General features: G+C 63.2%; 15 protein-coding genes and 1 pseudogene. 4 read left to right on the plus strand and 12 right to left on the minus strand.

Annotated elements, in window-relative coordinates:
• The 10 genes from pyc to ENZ75_RS02375 all read right to left on the minus strand — a co-directional run.
• A partial coding sequence (pyc, locus tag ENZ75_RS02330) for a pyruvate carboxylase (protein WP_128277877.1) occupies positions 1–2,852 on the minus strand: 2,852 nt, incomplete at its 3' end.
• A 291-nt stretch (positions 2,853–3,143) separates the two neighbouring features.
• Positions 3,144–4,262: a branched-chain amino acid ABC transporter substrate-binding protein gene (locus ENZ75_RS02335; protein ID WP_013529097.1), complete on the minus strand. Its 1,119-nt coding sequence runs from the start codon at positions 4,260–4,262 to the stop codon at positions 3,144–3,146.
• Between the two features lie 137 nt (positions 4,263–4,399).
• Positions 4,400–4,747, minus strand: a complete 348-nt coding sequence (locus tag ENZ75_RS02340) for a DUF6867 family protein (RefSeq protein WP_013529096.1) — start codon at positions 4,745–4,747, stop codon at positions 4,400–4,402.
• Positions 4,748–4,857: 110 nt separating this feature from the next.
• Complete coding sequence (locus ENZ75_RS02345) at positions 4,858–5,586, minus strand: ABC transporter ATP-binding protein (RefSeq protein ID WP_013529095.1); 729 nt, start codon at positions 5,584–5,586, stop codon at positions 4,858–4,860.
• Complete coding sequence (locus ENZ75_RS02350) at positions 5,586–7,142, minus strand: ATP-binding cassette domain-containing protein (RefSeq protein ID WP_013529094.1); 1,557 nt, start codon at positions 7,140–7,142, stop codon at positions 5,586–5,588. Before ENZ75_RS02350 ends, ENZ75_RS02345 begins: the two co-directional genes overlap by 1 nt.
• Positions 7,142–8,737 (minus strand): high-affinity branched-chain amino acid ABC transporter permease LivM, encoded by a 1,596-nt coding sequence (gene livM / locus ENZ75_RS02355; RefSeq protein ID WP_013529093.1) that lies wholly within the window; start codon positions 8,735–8,737, stop codon positions 7,142–7,144. Before livM ends, ENZ75_RS02350 begins: the two co-directional genes overlap by 1 nt.
• Before the next feature lie 4 nt (positions 8,738–8,741).
• Positions 8,742–9,644, minus strand: a complete 903-nt coding sequence (locus ENZ75_RS02360) for a branched-chain amino acid ABC transporter permease (RefSeq protein WP_013529092.1) — start codon at positions 9,642–9,644, stop codon at positions 8,742–8,744.
• Positions 9,645–9,978: 334 nt separating this feature from the next.
• Positions 9,979–10,980: a 4-hydroxyproline epimerase gene (locus tag ENZ75_RS02365; protein ID WP_013529091.1), complete on the minus strand. Its 1,002-nt coding sequence runs from the start codon at positions 10,978–10,980 to the stop codon at positions 9,979–9,981.
• A 32-nt stretch (positions 10,981–11,012) separates the two neighbouring features.
• Positions 11,013–12,245, minus strand: a complete 1,233-nt coding sequence (locus ENZ75_RS02370; protein WP_082826562.1) for an FAD-binding oxidoreductase — start codon at positions 12,243–12,245, stop codon at positions 11,013–11,015.
• A 148-nt stretch (positions 12,246–12,393) separates the two neighbouring features.
• Positions 12,394–13,287 (minus strand): dihydrodipicolinate synthase family protein, encoded by an 894-nt coding sequence (locus ENZ75_RS02375; RefSeq protein ID WP_024502892.1) that lies wholly within the window; start codon positions 13,285–13,287, stop codon positions 12,394–12,396.
• Positions 13,288–13,356: 69 nt separating this feature from the next.
• Here ENZ75_RS02375 and ENZ75_RS02380 point away from each other — a divergent pair, with 69 nt between their 5' ends.
• On the plus strand, positions 13,357–14,049 hold the full coding sequence (locus tag ENZ75_RS02380) for a GntR family transcriptional regulator (protein WP_050596296.1): 693 nt from the start codon (positions 13,357–13,359) through the stop codon (positions 14,047–14,049).
• Positions 14,050–14,101: 52 nt separating this feature from the next.
• Here the strand turns inward: ENZ75_RS02380 and ENZ75_RS02385 are convergent, their stop codons facing one another.
• Together ENZ75_RS02385 and ENZ75_RS02390 are read right to left on the minus strand one after the other, a co-directional pair.
• Positions 14,102–14,401 (minus strand): hypothetical protein, encoded by a 300-nt coding sequence (locus tag ENZ75_RS02385; RefSeq protein ID WP_024502890.1) that lies wholly within the window; start codon positions 14,399–14,401, stop codon positions 14,102–14,104.
• 217 nt (positions 14,402–14,618) lie between these two features.
• Positions 14,619–16,115, minus strand: coding sequence for a CoA-acylating methylmalonate-semialdehyde dehydrogenase (locus ENZ75_RS02390; protein ID WP_127224145.1), 1,497 nt, complete (start codon positions 16,113–16,115; stop codon positions 14,619–14,621).
• 217 nt (positions 16,116–16,332) lie between these two features.
• Between ENZ75_RS02390 and ENZ75_RS02395 the strand changes: the two genes are divergently transcribed.
• The 3 genes and pseudogenes from ENZ75_RS02395 to ENZ75_RS02405 form a co-directional block, all read left to right on the plus strand.
• The gene (locus ENZ75_RS02395; RefSeq protein ID WP_013529085.1) at positions 16,333–17,214 is read left to right on the plus strand and encodes a LysR family transcriptional regulator; all 882 of its coding nucleotides are present in this window, start codon (positions 16,333–16,335) and stop codon (positions 17,212–17,214) included.
• Positions 17,215–17,430: 216 nt separating this feature from the next.
• Positions 17,431–17,874 (plus strand): hypothetical protein, encoded by a 444-nt coding sequence (locus ENZ75_RS02400; protein ID WP_063170362.1) that lies wholly within the window; start codon positions 17,431–17,433, stop codon positions 17,872–17,874.
• Positions 17,871–18,800 (plus strand): annotated as a pseudogene (locus ENZ75_RS02405) (phosphatidylserine/phosphatidylglycerophosphate/cardiolipin synthase family protein); the annotation flags it as partial. The gene ENZ75_RS02400 and the pseudogene ENZ75_RS02405, both read left to right, overlap by 4 nt.

Here is an 18,800-nt window from a genome sequence, read left to right on the forward strand (position 1 = left end):
GGCCGCACCGTGATCGGCTTGTCGCCTTTGAGCGCCTTCCTCTGCAGCGCCACCGGCCACCCGCCTGGCGACTGGCCGAGGTCGCCGCGCAGCATCGAGACGACCGAATCCGGGAAGGCGATATCCCTATCCGGGTTTTCGACATCGGCAACGGTCAGGTCCTGGCTGACCATCATCAATGCCATGTCGCCGACGACCTTGGACGACGGCGTCACCTTGACGATGTCGCCGAACATCAGATTGACGTCGTGATAGGTCTGCGCCACCTCGTGCCAGCGCGTCTCCAATCCGAGCGAGCGAGCCTGTTCCTTCAGATTGGTGAACTGGCCGCCCGGCATCTCGTGCAGATAGACTTCCGAGGCCGGCCCCTTGAGGTCGCTTTCGAAGGCGGCGTACTGGTTGCGCACCGCTTCCCAGTAGAACGAGATCTTCCTGATCCATTGCGGGTCGAGACCGGGGTCGCGTTCGGTGCCCTTCAGCGCCTCGACGAGTGAGCCAAGGCATGGCTGCGAGGTGTTGCCGGAGAAGGCATCCATCGCCGCGTCTATGGCGTCGACGCCGCTTTCCACCGCCGCCAGCACCGTCGCCGCCGACAGGCCCGACGTGTCGTGGGTGTGGAAATGGATCGGCAGGTCGGTCGCCTCGCGCAGCGCCTTGAACAGCACGCGTGCTGCGGAAGGCTTCAGCAGGCCGGCCATGTCCTTGACGGCGATGATGTGGGCGCCGGCCGCCTGCAATTCCCCGGCCAGGCCGACATAGTATTTGAGGTCGTATTTCGCCCGAGCCGGATCGAGGATATCGCCGGTGTAGCAGATCGCCGCTTCGATCAGCTTGCCCTCGGCTCCGACCGCATCCATGGCGACGCGCATGTTGTCGACCCAGTTCAGGCAATCGAAGACCCGGAACAGGTCGATGCCACCGCTTGCTGCCTGCTTGACGAAATGCTGCACGACATTGTCGGGATAGTTGGTGTAGCCGACGCCATTGGCACCGCGCAGCAGCATCTGCAACAGCAGATTGGGCGCCGCCTCGCGCACCAGCGACAGCCGCTCCCACGGATCCTCGGTGAGGAAGCGCATCGCGACGTCGAAGGTGGCGCCACCCCAGCATTCCAGCGATAGAAGCTGCGGCAAGGCACGCGCATAGGCACCGGCGATGCCGGCAATGTCATGCGTGCGCATGCGCGTCGCCAGCAGCGATTGATGGCCATCGCGCATCGTCGTGTCGGTGACCAGAACCTCCTTCTGATCGCGCATCCAGGCGGCGAACTTCTGCGGGCCCAGCACATCCAGCTTCTGCTTGCTGCCGCCGGGCACATTGCCGTTGAGGTAAGGCACCACGGGTGCCGCGGCGTCGGCCTTCGGCTGCGGCCGGCCGCGCGTCTCGGGATGGCCGTTGACGCTGACGTCGGCGAGATAGTTGATGAGCTTGGTGGCGCGGTCCTGGCGCTTGACCTGCTGGAACAGTTCCGGCGTCGTGTCGATGAACTTGGTCGTGTAGGAATTGTCGGCGAAGCTCGGATGGTTGATGATCGCTTCGAGGAAGGTCAAATTGGTGGCGACGCCGCGGATGCGGAACTCGCGCAGCGCCCGATTCATGCGGGCGATCGTCTCGGCCGGCGTCGGCGCCCACGCCGTCACCTTCTCCAGCAGCGGATCGTAGAAGCGGGTGATGACCGCGCCCGAATAAGCGGTGCCGCCGTCGAGGCGGATGCCGAAGCCCGTCGCGCCGCGATAGGCGGTGATGCGGCCGTAATCGGGGATGAAATTGTGCTCGGGATCTTCCGTGGTGATACGGCACTGCAGCGCGTGGCCGTTCAGCCTTATGTCCTTCTGCGCCGGCACGCCTGATTCCGGTGTGCCGATGGCAAAGCCGTCGAGGATATGGATCTGCGCCTTGACGATATCGATGCCGGTCACCTGCTCGGTGACGGTGTGCTCGACCTGGATGCGCGGGTTGACCTCGATGAAATAGAATTTGCCGGTGTCGGCATCCTGCAGGAACTCGACCGTGCCGGCGCCGATATAGCTGGTCTCGCGGGCGATCTTGAGCGCATGGCCGCAAAGCTCCTCGCGCTGCGACATTTCGAGATAGGGCGCCGGCGCCCGCTCGACGACCTTCTGGTTGCGGCGCTGGATCGAACAGTCGCGCTCGAACAGGTGCACGGCATTGCCATGGGTATCGCCCAGCACCTGCACCTCGACATGGCGGGCGCGTTCGATCAGCTTTTCGAGATAGACCTCGTCCTTGCCGAAGGCGGCTTTCGCCTCGCGCTTGCCTTCGGTGACTTCACGGGCAAGGTCGGCTTCGGCGCGGATGGCCCGCATGCCGCGGCCGCCGCCGCCCCATGATGCCTTCAGCATCACCGGATAGCCGATTTCCTTGGCTAGTGTCTTGACCGTCTCCATGTCATCCGGCAACGGATCGGTGGCGGGGATCACCGGCACGCCGACCTCGATGGCGAGATTGCGCGCCGCGACCTTGTTGCCGAGCCGCCGCATTGTGTCCGGCCTCGGCCCGATGAAGGTAATGCCGGCTTCGGCACAGGCGTCGGCGAATTCGGGACTTTCCGACAACAATCCGTAGCCGGGATGGATAGCATCGGCACCCGACAGCCTGGCGACGCGGATCACCTCCTCGATCGACAGATAGCTTTCGATCGGCCCCATGTCCTTGGTCAGATGCGGCCCGCGTCCGACCTGGTAGCTCTCGTCGGCCTTGAAGCGATGCAGAGAGTATTTGTCTTCCTCCGCCCAGATCGCCACGGTTTTGAGCCCGAGTTCGTTGGCCGCGCGGAAGACGCGAATGGCGATTTCGGACCGGTTGGCGACGAGGATCTTCGTGATGGCCAAGGACTGGGCTCCAGCGACGGAAGGAAGAGAAATCGGCGCAATGATTAGCGTGAAAATGCTGCAGTGCAAACGAAATTGACGCGCACTTAAACCGATTGAAATAGAAACATTGCGCCAAGGACCCTTCCCATTCCTCCGAACAGCTAAAAAAGAGCCGGCTTTCCGGTTAATGCACGATCATTGCCCGGCTAAGCATCGGCTCCATCGGCCGCCCCTGAACATGACGACGGCAAAAGAAAATGCCCGGCGCGAGGCGCCGGGCATCGGTAAATGGTCTGGAGACTGACGAGCTTACATCTTCTGGACGTAGGTGTACTTGCCGTCGTCGCCCTTCTTCCATTCGTACATGACGTAGCCGGGCAGCGTCGGATCGCCCTTGGCGTCATAGGACAGGTCGCCGAGAACGGTCTTGAAGGGGCCGTTTTCATGCAGCGCCTTGGCAACTGCCTGCGGGTCGTTCGACTTGGCAGCGGTCGCTGCTTCCGCGATCGCCTGCACGGCGGCGTAGGAGTAGAGCGTGTAGGCTTCCGGCTCGAAACCCTGCGCGCGGAACTTCTCGACGAGTTCCTTGTTGGCGGGGATCAGGCGCGGATCCGGGCCGAACGTGTTGAGCGTGCCCGCAACTGCGTCGCCAGCGATCGAAGCCAGTTCGTTCGACACGATGCCATCGCCGGAAACCAGCGTTGCCTTGAGGCCCTGGTCGGCCGCCTGACGGATGATCAGGCCGGCTTCGGTGTGCAGGCCGCCCCAATAGATGATGGAAACGCCGGCTTCCTTCATCTTGGCGATCAGCGCCGAGAAGTCCTTGTCGCCGACATTGATGCCTTCATACATGACTTCCGTCACGCCCTTGGCGTTCATCGCCTTCTTGGTTTCGTCGGCAAGGCCCTGACCGTAGGTGGTCTTGTCGTGAACGACAGCGATCTTGGCGTCCTTGAAGTTGGCGGCGAGATACGCGCCGGCAATGCTGCCCTGCTGATCGTCGCGTCCGCAGGTGCGGAACACGTTCCACAGACCGCGCTCGGTGAATTGCGGGTTGGTCGCGGCCGGCGTCACTTCGACGATGCCGTTTTCCGCATAGACTTCAGATGCCGGGATAGAGACGCCGGAGTTGAAGTGGCCGACCACGAACTTGACGCCGTCGCCGACGAACTTGTTGGCGACCGAGATACCCTGCTTCGGATCGGAGACGTCGTCGCCGACTTCGAGCTTGATCTGCTCGCCGTTGATGCCGCCCTTGGCATTGATGTCGGCGACAGCAGCTTCCGCCCCCTTCTGCAGCTGCGCGCCGAAGGCGGCGTTCGGACCGGTGATCGGGCCCGCGACGCCCATCATTACGTCAGCCCACGCGCTGCCGCCGAACGCGACAAGCGCGGTCAGGGCGACGGCGGACAAAAGTGACTTTTTCATTTAAACGCTCCCATTAACGGAGTGGGCGTGGATGAAGCTTTCATGCGATGCCCACCCTTATCGCAGAAAGCATAGTTTGCCGATTTTCAGGCACTTGTCACGCCGATTCAATTTCGAGGCGGCGTTAATGATGAACGTCAACCTTTCGGTTTCCAGCTCAAGAGTGAAGCTCTTTCGTAGAGCCAATTATACTGTGTCACCATCTGGTTGGTGCGCGTGTATTGATAGCCGACGAAGCCGAGGATCATCAGCACGATGGTGTCGACGACATAATAATGCAGCGAGAACATGGTGCCGCCGAACAGCGCGTGATGGATGAAGCGGATCGCGATGCCGAGGCCCAGCACATAGGCGAACAGCTGGATGAAGCTGCGCCACGTCTGGGCACTGGCCTTGCCCGTCATCCACGCCGCCCAGCCGCCGAGCAGACAGGTGACGAAGAAGAACTGCCAGATCGAGGGTTCCTCGTAAAGAATGCCCTGCATGGTGAAGTCTCCTTAGCATGATCCCGAAAGTTGCGGACTTTCCGGACAAAGATCATGCGACAAACAAACAATCTGGAGCGGAATAGCGGTGCACGCATTCCGCTTCGAACTCAGTGGTGTCCGCCCTCGAGATAGGCGGCGCGCACTTCCGGATTGGCGAGCAGTTCCTTGCCGGTGCCGCTCATCGTCACATTGCCGTTGACCATGACGTAGCCGCGCGTGGCGAGCTTGAGCGCGCCGAAGGCGTTCTGCTCGACCAGGAACACGGTCAGCCCCTGGGTGCGGTTCAGTTCGCGGATGGCGTCGAAGATCTGTTTGACGATCAGCGGCGCGAGACCCAGCGACGGCTCGTCGAGCAAAAGCAGCTTCGGCCGTGCCATCAGCGCGCGTCCGATCGACAGCATCTGCTGCTCACCGCCCGACAGCGTGCCACCGCGCTGGGTGATGCGCTCCTTCAAACGCGGGAACAGCGTGAACACCTTCTCGACGTCCTCGTCATAGTGCTTGAGGTTGTCGAGGCTGGCGCCCATCTGCAGGTTTTCCATCACCGTCATGCGCGGAAAGATCCGCCGGCCCTCGGGCGATTGGGCAATGCGCATGCGCGCGATCTCGTGCGTCGGCATCTGGGTTATGTCGGTGCCGGCAAAGGTGATAGTCCCGGCGCGAGCCCGCGGCGCACCGAAAATAGTCATCATCAGCGTCGACTTGCCGGCGCCATTGGCACCGATCAGCGCCACGATCTCACCCTGCTTGACGGTGACATCGACGCCGTTCAGCGCCCGGATGTTGCCGTAATAGGTCTGCACGCCCTTGATATCGAGCAGCGTTGTCGCGGCCATCACTTGCCCCCTCCACGCTTGCCCGCCACGGGCTTGGCAGCGGTCTTGCTCGCGGTCTTTCCGGAGGCTGCCTTTGCAGTCTTTGCGGAAGCATGGCTCGTCGCCACCTTGCCCGCATCCACGCGGCGCGAAAATTCCGTGTCCCTGCCCTGGCCGAGCAGCCTAGCCTGTTTGACCCATTCCTCGCGCGCGATACGTCCGTCAAAAGCAAGATAGGCTTCGGCGGCCTCGACGTCGGCCTTTTTCCAGGCGCCGATCTGGTCGAAGTGGAAGATGCCGTGGTCGTTGAGCTTCTTCTCGTTGACCGTACCGATGCCCTTTATGCGGGTCAAATTGTCGGCCTTGCCGCCGCGAGGCGCAGCCAGCCGGTTGGAGATCTCTCCAGTCTTCGCCGCAGGCTTGGCGGATGCGGTCGACTTCGCCGCCGTGCCGGTTGCCGCCTTCGACGTCGCTTTCGGAGCAGGCTTTGCCTTCGCCGGCGGCACGGCTGCCTGCGAGGCTGCCTTGTTTGCCGCGGCGAGCGACCTGGCGTCGACCTGACCGGCCTTTGACGCTCCCTTGGCCACCGTAACCCGCTCGCCCGAACTATGGCCGACCGTGTCGGTCACCGGCCCGGCGAGATAGGACGACGATGTTCCCGGACCGTGCGCGGCATCCGGCCCCGTATCGAGCTGTTCGATGACATCTTCGTCGCCGACTTCGGTAAGGACCGCTTCGACTTCCTCGTCGTCGACGCCGAGATAGGCGGCGATGACGCGCGGATCGGTGCGCACCGACTGCGGACTGCCGTCGGAGATCTTGCGGCCATACTCCAGCACCACGACATGGTCGGAGATCTGCATGACCACCGACATGTCGTGCTCGATCAACAGGATCGAGGCGCCGGATGTGTTCTTGATGTCGATCAGCAGCTCGTTGAGCGCCGCCGATTCCTTCGGATTGAGGCCGGCCGCCGGCTCGTCGAGGCACAGAAGCTCGGGTCCCGTGCACATGGCGCGAGCGATCTCGAGACGGCGCTGCGCGCCATAGGGCAGGTCGCCGGCCGGGTCGTCGGCACGGTCGACAAGATCGGCCTTTTCCAGCCAATGCTTGGCGAGCTCCACCGATTCGGCCGAGGCCTTGCGATAGCCGCTGAAGCCGAACAGGCCAAGCACCGTGTAGCCCGATGCCTTCATCAGTTTGTTGTGCTGGGCGACCAGCAGGTTCTCCAGCAGGGTCATGCCGGAGAACAGGCGGATGTTCTGGAAGGTGCGCGCCACCTTGGCGCGCGCCGGGATTTCATGGTTGGGCAGCCGCTCGAGCAGGAAGGTCGAACCATCGTTCCGGTTGAGCGTGATCATGCCTTCCGAGGGCTTGTAGAAGCCGGTGATGCAATTGAACACCGTGGTCTTGCCGGCGCCGTTGGGGCCGATCAGCGCGGTGATCTCGCCGCGCTTGGCGGCGAAAGACAGATCCCCGATGGCCACCAGGCCACCGAACTTCATCGACAGATGATCGACCTGAAGGATAGCGTCGTTCATGCCCGAAGCGGCTTTCTGAACAGGGTTCGCATTCATCAGCCGTGTCCTTCCTTGGTGAAGGAGCTTGAGACGGCCTTTCGCTCCTTCAGGAAGGCGGTTGGTTCACGACTGCCGACGAAGCCGCGCGGCTTCCACAGCATGACGATGACCATGGCCATGCCGAACAGCAGCATGCGGTAGAGTTCCGGTGTGAAGTCCGGTCCGAAGACCTGCTTGAGGAAGTCGAGTTCGCGCAACGCCTCGGTGCCGCCGATCATCACCATTGCGGCGACCGCTATGCCGACCAGCGAGCCCATGCCACCGAGAACCACGATGGCCAGGATGATGGCCGATTCCAGGAAGACGAAGGATTCCGGGCTGACGAAGCCCTGCCGTGCGGCGAAGAATGCGCCGGCGAAGCCGCCGAACATCGCACCCGTGGCAAAGGCCGTAAGCTTCGTGGTGGTGGTGTTGATGCCGAGCGAGCGGCAGGCGATCTCGTCCTCGCGCAACGCTTCCCAGGCACGGCCGACCGGCATGCGCCGCAGCCGGATGGTGACGAAGGCTGTCAGCAGCGCCAGCGCCAGGATCAGGTAATAGAGGAAGATCTTGTAGTAGGCGCTCGATGTCGCCAGATGCAGCACCTTGGCGACGTAATTGGGGTCCGACACGTTGAAGGTCATCAGGCCGAAGAAGGTGACCTTCGGGATGCCGGAAATACCGGCTGAACCGTTGGTGACTTCCCGCCAGTTGATCAGCACCAGGCGGATGATCTCACCGAAAGCCAAGGTGACGATCGCCAGGTAATCGCCGCGCAGGCGCAGCACCGGGAAACCGAGCAGCACGCCCCAGAAGGCGGCCATGGCGCCGGCGGCCGGCAAAAGGATCCAGAACGACAGGCCGTACTGCGTGCCGAGCAGCGCATAGGCATAGGCGCCGACCGCGTAGAAGGCGACATAACCGAGGTCGAGCAGGCCGGCGAGGCCAACGACGATGTTCAGGCCCCAGGCCAGCATCACATAGATCAGGATCTGGATGCCGAAATTGTCGACCCATTTCAGCGAGCCTTGCAGTCCGCCGACGAACGACCAGGACATCAGCGACAGGATCGCCACCACCAGGATCGGATAGAGGATCAGCGCGGCAATGCCGAGTTTGGTGAAGTTGGCATGAATGAAGCCGCGGAAATAATAGATCACGCAGGCCAGCACATAGATGACCGACAAGGCGCGCAGGAACTGCAGATAGCCCGCCGGCTCCGCTCCCACCCATCCGACGAGAGAGCTGTTGACCGCAAACAACACCACCGCCGCGACCAAGGCCACGATGAAGGCCGGCAACTGGAAGAAGCGTGACGCCACGCTGGCCGGCAGCAGGCCGGTGGCGACGTCGGTGATCTTCTGGTTGGCCAGGAAGGGCTGTCCATAGGCGACATAGAGGAAGCGCCCGACAGCCGTGGCGATAACCACGGCGGCAAGCAGGCCCCAGCGTGTCGTCAGGACCAGTTCATTGGAAATGTTCTGGCCGGTCTTCAGGCCGATGAACAGCACGAACAGGCCAAACGATATGGCAGCGGCATAGAGCGCCTCACGCAATGCGCGCTGCATGGGGGTGGCGACGGTGTCGCGCTCCGGAGATACGGTGACGGCCATAGTCTCAGACCTTTTCGACTTCTGGCCGGCCCAATATGCCGGAAGGCAGGAAGATCAGCACGATGGCCAGGATCGAGAACGCCGCGACATCCTTGTAGTCGATCGAGAAATAGGCCGACCACATGCTCTCGATGAAGCCGATCATCAACCCGCCGACCACCGCGCCCGGCAGCGAACCGATGCCGCCCAGCACCGCCGCCGTGAAGGCTTTCACGCCCGGCGTGAAACCATCCGAGAAGGCAATGACGCCGTAATACATCAGGAACAAAGTGCCGGCGACCGCGGCAAGGGCCGCACCCATGATGAAGGTGATCGAGATGGTACGGTCGACATCGATGCCGAGCAGCGCCGCCATCTTGCGGTCCTGCTCACAGGCCCGTTGCGCTCGTCCAAGCGAGGTCTTGTTGACCAGATACCAGAACAGCGCCAGCAGCAGCGCCGTGACGACGACGATGATGATCTGCTTCAGCGACACGCTGATGCCGTTGATGTTGTAAACCTGGCTGACCATCGGCGGGATCGGCTTGTTGCGGGGACCCTGCGTCACCTGGACGAAGTTCGACAGCGCGATCGACATGCCGATGGCAGTGATCAGCGGGGCCAGTCGGAACGAACCGCGCAGCGGCCGGTAGGCCACCTTTTCGATCGTCCAGTTGTAGAGGCTGGTGAGCAGCATCGCCACGATCATCATGATCAGCAGCGCCAGCACAACCGGCACGGAATAGAACAGCGCGCCAAGGGCGAGGAAGACGATCAGTGCCGTGAAGGCACCCACCATGAAGATGTCGCCATGGGCGAAATTGATCATACCGATGATGCCGTAGACCATCGTGTAGCCGATCGCGATCAGCCCATAGATCGATCCCAGCGTCAGCCCGTTGATAAGCTGCTGGACAAAGTACTGCATGTGTACATGGCTCCCCTGGAATGTCGCCCATGCAGACGCATTCCTTTTCGTATTTCCCCTAGTCGTAAAGTTTCGAGCCCGGATTGCAACGTCATTTTTCAATCGTCATGCGTGTTTTCGAAGCACGCCGCCCGATTGCCCGTTTTCCATCATCCGACCCCTGGACTATCGCGGACCCTACCATTGGCATAACGCAATGTCTTTGACGATTCGACCGCATCATGCGCCCCGTTTCGAAGAAATCGCCGTCAAAATTAGGTGATGAAAGGAATCCTTGCGTTTTTGGCACGATCCATTTTTCAGGTCGTTGCTTTCCGCAAGGTCAGGATTCCCATCACTTGACAACAAACCCGTGCGCGAACGGGTCGCGGTCGTCGATGAAGATGGTGTTCAGTCCGGTCATGCGCGCCCAGCCGCCGATCGAGGGAATGATGGCCGGCTTGCCGGCCACGCTGACATCCTTTTCGACCTTGCCCTTGAACAGCGAACCGATGATCGATTCATGCACGAAGCTGTCTCCGGCCTTGAGTTTGCCCTTGGCATGAAGCTGCGCCATGCGCGCCGAGGTGCCGGTGCCGCAGGGCGAGCGGTCGATCGCCTTGTCGCCGTAGAACACGGCATTGCGGGCATCCGCCCCATCCACCGTCGGCGCACCGGTCCACAGCATGTGCGACAGCCGGTTGATGCCAGGATTTTCCGGATGCACGAAGGAATATTTCTCGTTGAGCCGCTGCCGCACCACCGGGCTCCAGGCGATGAAGTCGCCCGCCGAATGATCGGCCATGTCGCGATAGTTCTCCTGCGGTTCGACGATGGCGTAGAAGTTGCCGCCATAGGCGACGTCGACGGTGATTTCACCGAGCCCAGGGCATTCGACCGTCAGCCCCTCGGCATGGAGGAAGGATGGCACATTGGTGATGCGCACCTCCTCGACATAGTCGCCGACCTGCTTGTATTCGGCGACGACCAGCCCGGCCGGCGTGTCGAGCCTGAGCACGCCCGGCGTCTTTGGTTTGATCAGTCCGTGCTCGATGGCCATCGTCACCGTACCGATCGTGCCATGGCCGCACATCGGCAGGCAGCCGGAGGTTTCGATGAACAGGATGGCGATGTCGCAATCCTCGCGCGTCGGCGGATAGAGAATCGAACCGGACATCACGTCGTGGCCGCGCGGCTCGAACATCAACCCGGTGCGGATCCAGTCATATTCGGCCAGAAAATGCGCACGCCGCTCCATCATCGTCGCGCCCTGCAACAGCGGGCCGCCGCCGGCGACCAGCCGCACAGGATTGCCGCAGGTGTGGCCGTCTATGCAGAAGAAGGATTTCTTGGCCATGACGCTCCTCGAAAATCAAAAACCCGAAAAAATCAAAATCGTTGCGGACTGAAGGGGGCCAGATCGATCGGCGGAGTCTGCCCCAGGACAAGATCCCTGATCAACCGTCCGGTGGCCGCCGCCTGGGTCAGGCCGAGATGGCCATGGCCGAAGGCATAGACCACCGACCGCTTTCCCGGCGCGCCGCCGATGACGGGCACTGAATCCGGCAGCGAGGGGCGGAACCCCATCCATTCGCGCCCGCCCGAGGGATCGAGCCCCGGCAGGAATTTCTGTGCCTTCTGCAGCAGCGCCTTCGACCTGGCATAATTGGGCGGCCGTTCGATGCCGCCGAGTTCGACGGCGCCGCCGACGCGCAGACCCGTTTCGAGCGGCGTGACGACGAAACCATGGCCGGAGAAGATCAGCATCCGCTTCACGTCGAAGGCACTCGTGGGCAAGGTGGTGTTGTAGCCGCGCTCGGTCTCCAGCGGAATGCGATCGCCGAGTTGCTTAGCCAGCAGATGCGACCAGGCGCCGGCGGCGACGACGAGGTGCCGGGCCTCTCTGGTCGTGCCGTCTGCCAACGTCAGCGTCGCTCCATCCTGATCCGCCGCGACTTGGCTGATCCGGACCAGCTCAAAGCGAGCGCCCTTGGCCTGCGCATAGGTCCACACCGCTTTGCCCAGCAGTTTCGGGTCGGCGACCGTCTTCCATCCCGGCACGAACGTGCCTTTGATGAAGCGCGGCGACAGGCCCGGCTGCAAGGCGGCCAGTTCCTCGCCCTCGACGTGGCGGAAACCGATGCCGAAACGCTTACGCGCCGCCCAGCCGGGCAGCCCGGCCTGAAATTCGGCTTCGCTTTCGTAAAGCTCGAGCGAGCCATCCTCGCGCAGCATCGACCGCGTGCCGGAGCGATCGAGCAAGCCCATCCACTCCGCCTCGGCAAGCTTCATCATGCCTGCTTGAGCGGCAAGGCTCGCCTCGTATTTCCCCGGCGCACCGGCGCGCCAGAAGCGGATCAGCCAGGGCAGAAGCGTCGGCAGGTAGGCGGGCGGGATGCTGAGCGGGCCGAGCGGATCGGCCAGCCATTTCGGCAGCTGCCGCATCATGCCCTTGTGCGCCAGCGGCAGCACGTCGGAGAAGGCGAAGGCGGCGGCATTGCCCGAGCTCGTCACCTCGCAAATGCCTGTGCGATCGAAGACGGTGACCCTGCGTCCCGCCTCAGCGAGAGAAGCAGCGGCACAGATACCGATGATGCCGCCACCGACGATGGCTATGTCCAACCCTTCTCCCCGTTCACGGGGAGAAGGCGCCCGAAGGGCGGATGAGGGGCTGCGCCCCGCTTCTGTCGACTTGGAATTTCCTTGCACGTGGGCGCTGCCCCTTATCTGGCTGCCACCATCTTCTCCCTGCGAACAGGAAGAAGAAGCCTCAGAACTGCGGCAGTGTCGGCCGCACCGCGAGCGCATCCTTGACGATCTTCTCGACGGACTTGCGGCGATCGCCAGACAGCGGCTGTCGCGGCATGCGAACGCGGTCATTTGTGTTGATCGCGAACACTTCGGCAAGCTTGATGTTTTGGACCAGATAGGTCGAGACGTCGAGATCGAGCAGCGGCCGGAACCAGCGGTAGATGCCGAGCGCCTCTTCGCGGCGACCCTGCTTCATCAGCTGGTAGATGGCGACCGTCTCGCGCGGGAACGCGGTGACCAGTCCGGCCACCCAACCGATGGCGCCGACCGACAGCGCCTCGAAGGCCAGATTGTCGACGCCGGTGAACAGGTCGTAGCGAGTGCCCAGGCGATTGATGATCTCGGTCGAACGACGGATGTCGTCGGAGGATTCCTTGATCGCGACAAAGCGCTCGTCCGACGCCAGCTCCTCCATCTGGTCGACGCTGACGTCGACGCGGTAGGCAAGCCGGTTGGAGTAGATCATGACCGGCAGGTCGCCAGCCTGCGCGACCGCGCGCAGCGCCGCGACCGTCTCTTCCGCATTGGTGTGGTAGATCGGGCTCGGCACGACCATCAGGCCGTTGGCGCCTTCCCGGCTCGCGCGCTTGGCGATGCTGGCGGCCTCGCGTGTGCCGGCCTCGTTGACCGTCAGCAGCACCGGCTTCTTGCCGGCGACCTTTTGTGCGGTCTTCAGCACCTCGATCTTCTCATCGGGCGACAGCATCGGCCCCTCGCCGAGCGATCCGCAAACGATGATGCCGTCGCAGCCAGCTTCCATCTGCAGGTTGAAGCAGCGCTCCATCTCGGCATGATCGAGGCGATCATCCGCGGTGAATTTGGTCGTGACGGCAGGAAAAACTCCGGTCCACATGATCATCTCTCCATCTGATATATCACTGGTATATCTATTAACAAACCCGCTGTCAATGCGGAATCCGTTATGATATATTCAAGATATATCAGGAGAGCGCATTTGATATCCACGGCAGCAAGCACCTCGGCGGAGCCGGCCGCGACCAGGGCCTACCATGTGCTCGAGCACATGATCGTCACGCTCGAACTGGCCCCGGCAAGCTTCGTCACCGAGGGCGCCCTGATCGACAGGCTCGGGCTTGGCAGGACACCGGTGCGCGAGGCGATCCAGCGGCTGGCCTGGGAAGGGCTGCTCGACATCAGGCCGCGCGCAGGCATCGCCATCGCCCCGCTGCATCCCGGCGACTGGCTGCGCGTGCTCGACGCGCGTCGCGGCGTCGAGGTGGTGCTGGCCCGCTCGGCCGCCCGCTTCGTCACCCGCGAGGCCGCCGACCTGTTTCACGAAGCAGCGCTTGCCATGCAGAAAGCGGTGATCTCGGGCAACGTGCTTGCCTTCATTCAGGCCGACAAGGCACTTGACGAAGCGTTGGCACTGGCTGCCGACAATCCCTTCGCCGCCCGTTTGGCCGCCCCGTTGCAGACCCACAGCCGCCGCTTCTGGTTCCGCTACAAGGCCGAGACCGGTCTTGCCGAATCCGCCGAGCACCATGTCGCGCTGATCCGCTCGATCCTTGCCGGCGACGAGGAGGCCGCGGCCAAGGATGCCAAACGCCTGATGGCGCTGCTGCGCGGCCACGCCGAAACGGCGGCGACGCGCTGAGCGTCTTTTAATCCGATGCGCTTTCGTCGCCGGTGCTTCCTCGAAGCTCGGATCACGTCCCTGGCAAGGCAGCCGCCGCCATCAACGAACCGTCCCAGCCTTCGCCCGCCGTGATGACGCAGCTCTGACCATGCGTGTCGGTGGCAAGGATCGTCCAGGTGCCCTGGTCGGAGACGAATATCTCAAGAATGACGCTCGGGTTGACCAGGCCGCGCGCAGCCTCGCTTTCGTGGAATTTTTCCCCGAGCGCTTTGATCATATCCGCACGGGCTGCGCATTGCTCCGCCATCGCCGGGACGGCGGCAAACGCGGAAACCGCCGCGAAAAATAGCGTTGCCACAAGACGGGTCATCTGACACCTCCTTGCGCCAGACGATGTCCCCGAAGCTGTCGCCAGCGCCGTTGCTTGATCTGCCGTACCTCCTTGCGGCAGGACTGCAAACCAAGACGGCAGATGCCCACTTGGTTCCATCACATTAGCGTTCACGCAGATAGGGTCGTCGCCGGACTGCAAAAAAGCCCGGGCGCGAGCGCCCGGGCCTCAAATTCAAAATCAATCTGTTGTCCGGTCAGTTCATCGTCGGGATGACGAATTCGGCACCGTCCTTGATCCCGGACGGCCAGCGCGAGGTCACCGTCTTGGTCTTGGTGTAGAAACGGAACGCGTCCGGGCCGTGCTGGTTGAGGTCGCCGAAGGAAGACGCCTTCCAACCGCCGAAGGTGTAGTAGGCGATCGGCACCGGGATCGGCACATTGATGCCGACCATGCCGACCTGGACACGGCTTGCGAAATCGCGCGCGGCATCGCCGTCACGAGTGAAGATGGCGACGCCATTGCCCATCTCGTGGTCGTTGGCGAGCTTGATCGCGCTCTCATAGGTCGGCGCGCGCACAACCGACAGCACCGGCCCAAAGATCTCTTCCTTGTAGATGCGCATGTCCGCGGTGACGTTGTCGAACAGGCAGCCGCCCATATAGTAGCCGTCTTCATAGCCCTGCATGGAGAAGCCGCGGCCGTCGACGACCAGCTTGGCGCCTTCCTTGACGCCGGTGTCGACATAGCCCTTGACCCGCTCCAGGGCTTGGCGCGTCACCAGCGGGCCGAAATCGGCGGAAGAGTCGGTCGAAGGACCGACCTTCAGGCTTTCGACGCGCGGGATCAGCTTTTCCATCAGCCGGTTGGCGGTGTCGTTGCCGACCGGGACGGCAACCGAGATCGCCATGCAGCGTTCGCCGGCCGAGCCGTAGCCGGCGCCGATCAGCGCGTCGACCGTCTGGTCCATGTCGGCATCGGGCATGATGATCATGTGGTTCTTGGCGCCGCCGAAGCACTGCACGCGCTTGCCGGCGGCCGTGCCGCGCGAATAGATGTAGTGGGCGATCGGCGTCGAGCCGACAAAGCCGATGGCCTTGATGTCGGGATCGTCGAGGATGGCGTCGACCACGTCCTTGTCGCCATTGACGACATTGAGGATGCCCCCCGGCAGGCCAGCTTCGAGGAACAGTTCGGCGATGCGCATCGGCACGCCCGGATCGCGCTCCGAAGGCTTCAGGATGAAGGCGTTGCCGCAGGCGATGGCCGGCGCGATCTTCCACAGCGGGATCATTGCCGGGAAGTTGAACGGCGTGATGCCGGCGACGACGCCGAGCGGCTGGCGCATCGAATAGACGTCGATGCCGGGGCCGGCGCCGTCGGTGAATTCACCCTTCATCATGTGTGGCGCGCCGATGCAGACTTCGACCACTTCGAGGCCGCGCTGGATGTCGCCCTTGGCGTCGGCGATCGTCTTGCCGTGCTCGCGCGCCAGGATGTCGGCCAGTTCGTCATAGTCGCGGGCGACCAGTTCGAGAAACTTCATCAGCACGCGCACGCGACGCTGCGGGTTGGTTGCGGCCCATTTCGGCTGCGCAGCCTTGGCGTTCTCCACCGCAGCGCGCAGTTCCGCCTGTGATGCCAGCGCCACCGTGCCGCGCACGGAGCCGTCCATCGGCTGCATGACATCCTGCTTGCGGCCGCTGGTCCCGGCGACGTGCTTGCCGCCGATGAAATGACCATAGTCGATCATGATTTCTCTCCCTTGTTTGTGATGCTGCATTGTCCGCCTTTGGCCGGCGGATGGCAACGCGACGGAGAACGCAACCGTTGTGCGGAAAGTAGATAGCGGTTGACGGACGAGCATCAATTCTCGCAAATGCGAGACCCCGTCTGATAGCAGCAGGGATTGAGAGATTGAGTTTCCACCACAGGACGCGGCGTCAGCGATTGTCATCTGGACCATCCCCATGAACTGGGATGACGTCCGCATCTTCCTTGCCGTGGCGCGTGCCGGCCAGATCCTTGGCGCCGCCAAACGGCTGGAGCTCAACCACGCCACCGTCTCACGCCGCATCGCCGCACTCGAGGATGCGCTTCGGACAAAGCTGTTTCGCCGGCTGACCACCGGCAGCGAGCTGACTCCCGCCGGCGAGCGCTTCCTCGACATTGCCGAGCGCATGGAGGGCGACATGATCGCCGCGCGCTCGACCATATCAGGCGAAGGCGACGATGTTTCCGGCACGGTGCGCATCGGCGCCCCGGACGGTTTTGGCGTTGCCTTCCTGGCCAAACGCCTTGGCGCGCTGACCGCCCTGCACCGCGAACTGACGATCCAGCTTGTGCCGGTGCCGCGCTCCTTCTCCCTGTCGCGCCGCGAGGCGGACATCGCCATCACTGTCGAGCGGCCGACCGAAGGCCGGCTGGTGGCGGGAAAGCTGGTCGACTATTCGCTCGGCCTGTTTGCCTCGCGCGCTTATGTCGATGCCAATGGTCTGCCCAAAACAGCGGCCGAACTCGGCCAGCACACCCTTATCGGCTATGTGCCGGATCTCATTGTCAGCCCTTCGCTCGACTACGCGGCCGAATTCAGCGCGGACTGGCGCACCAGTTTCGCCATCTCCTCGGCGCTCGGCCAGGCCGAAGCAGTGCGCTCGGGCGCCGGCATCGGCATCCTGCACACCTTCGTCGCCCGCTCGATGCCGGAACTCGTGCCGGTCGATGTCGTGGCACCCATCCGCCGCGCCTACTGGCTGGTCTATCACGAATCGGTCAGGCCACTGCGCCGCGTCCAGATCGTCGCCAGCTTCATCACCAAGATGGTGGAGCGGGAGCGGAACCTGTTCGTCTGAGGCATGTCGCCCAAAACTGATCTCGGTTTTGGGCGAACGACATGCATAAACTAAGACGCTAAAGCGCATCGCATGAATCCGATCAAACGCGATACGCTTTGGCCGTGCCGCCTTTTCCTTGCCACAAAACCGGCCAGTGTGGCATCAGGCGTGCGGTCGCCGGCCACGGGCAGGTCGCCGGGTGGGGAACCTTTCAGAAAGCTGGCGCGGATAGACATGCGAGCCGTTCTTGCCATCCTGCCGCTGCTTTTCGTTTCCGCTTGCGCCAATCCGTGGACGAAGGTCCCGGAGGCCGAACTGCCCAAACCGATCCGCTACGCCATGGCGCGGCCTTCGCCTTTCGTCTTCGGCAATTATTGCGGCCCCGGCACCCGCACCGGCGATCTGTCGGCCCGGCCGGTCGACCGCCTCGACGCGGCCTGCCAGACGCATGACGCCTGTTACATCGCCCGCCACAACCATTGCGACTGCGACGGCGCCCTGGTCGCCTCGGCGAAAGCGATCCGTGACGACAACGCAACGCCGCGCAAGATGCGCGGCGAGGCCGAACTGCTGATCGCCACCTTCGCCATTCCCGTCTGCAAGGTCTTCCCGCAGGGCTTCATGCCGCCGCGCGATCCGGCGCAATTGAGCGCCCTGAAGACCGGAGCGGCCGGGTGAAGGGTCGCGCATTCATCGCCGTTGTTCTGTTCGGGCTGGCTGTCCTTGCCGGCTGTGCCGGTACTGGTCGCAATGCCTGCGATCTCCTGCAAGGCCAGAGCGCTTGCGCGCGACCCGCGCTCTCCGCGGAGACAGCTGGGCCGCGGATCGCCGCCGCGCAGTTTTTCGGCGACGCCGGCACCAGCGACTACGAAAAACGCTTCCTGGCGCTGCTCGCCCGCCATCAGCTTGGCGCCATGGACCGCGCCAACGGCACCGGCCCTTTCGGCCACGACCGCCATGAGATCGCCAACAGCGATTTCCAGGCGACCTACCGGACGCTGCAAAAACTGGCCGGGCCGGTTGCCGAAACGCATCTGCCGCCGGCCGACGCCAACAGCGGCGAGGGTCATTTTGACGGACGCTGGCGGGTGTCGCGACAGACGCTCTACATCGATGCGGCGGCGCGGCCTTCGGCGCCCAAGACCTTCGATTTCTCCGGCCTGCAAGCGCGCAGCGTCGAGATCGTGCTGCGCCAGGCCGGCAAGCAACCGGCCGACATCGAAGGCGTCTGCGACGGCACGCTGGCGATCCGTGCCGGCGGCGCTTCACGCACCATCGCCACGGGCACGGCATTTCGCTTTCGCCTGTCCGGCGAGGACGATACGGTCAGCCTGTTTCCAAGTGACGGCCTGAACCGCTGCGCGGCAAGAATCCGCTCCAGCCTTGCTCCGGCCGGCGCGCCGCTCACCATCCGACGCGAAGAGACCGCCGATCCGGCGCTTGCCGCTTTCGACAGTCGCTACGAGCGTTGCCCGACGCCAGACCCAACCGGCCTCGATCCTCTCAGCCGCGCCTTCTATGCCAGCCGTTGGCTGTCGCAGACCTGTGCCTTGCCGATCGGAAAGCCGCGCCTGCTGCGCAAATCGCGCGACGGCTTCAACGCC

Source organism: Mesorhizobium sp. M7A.F.Ca.CA.002.04.1.1 (assembly GCF_004022805.1).
Classification (GTDB): domain Bacteria; phylum Pseudomonadota; class Alphaproteobacteria; order Rhizobiales; family Rhizobiaceae; genus Mesorhizobium; species Mesorhizobium ciceri.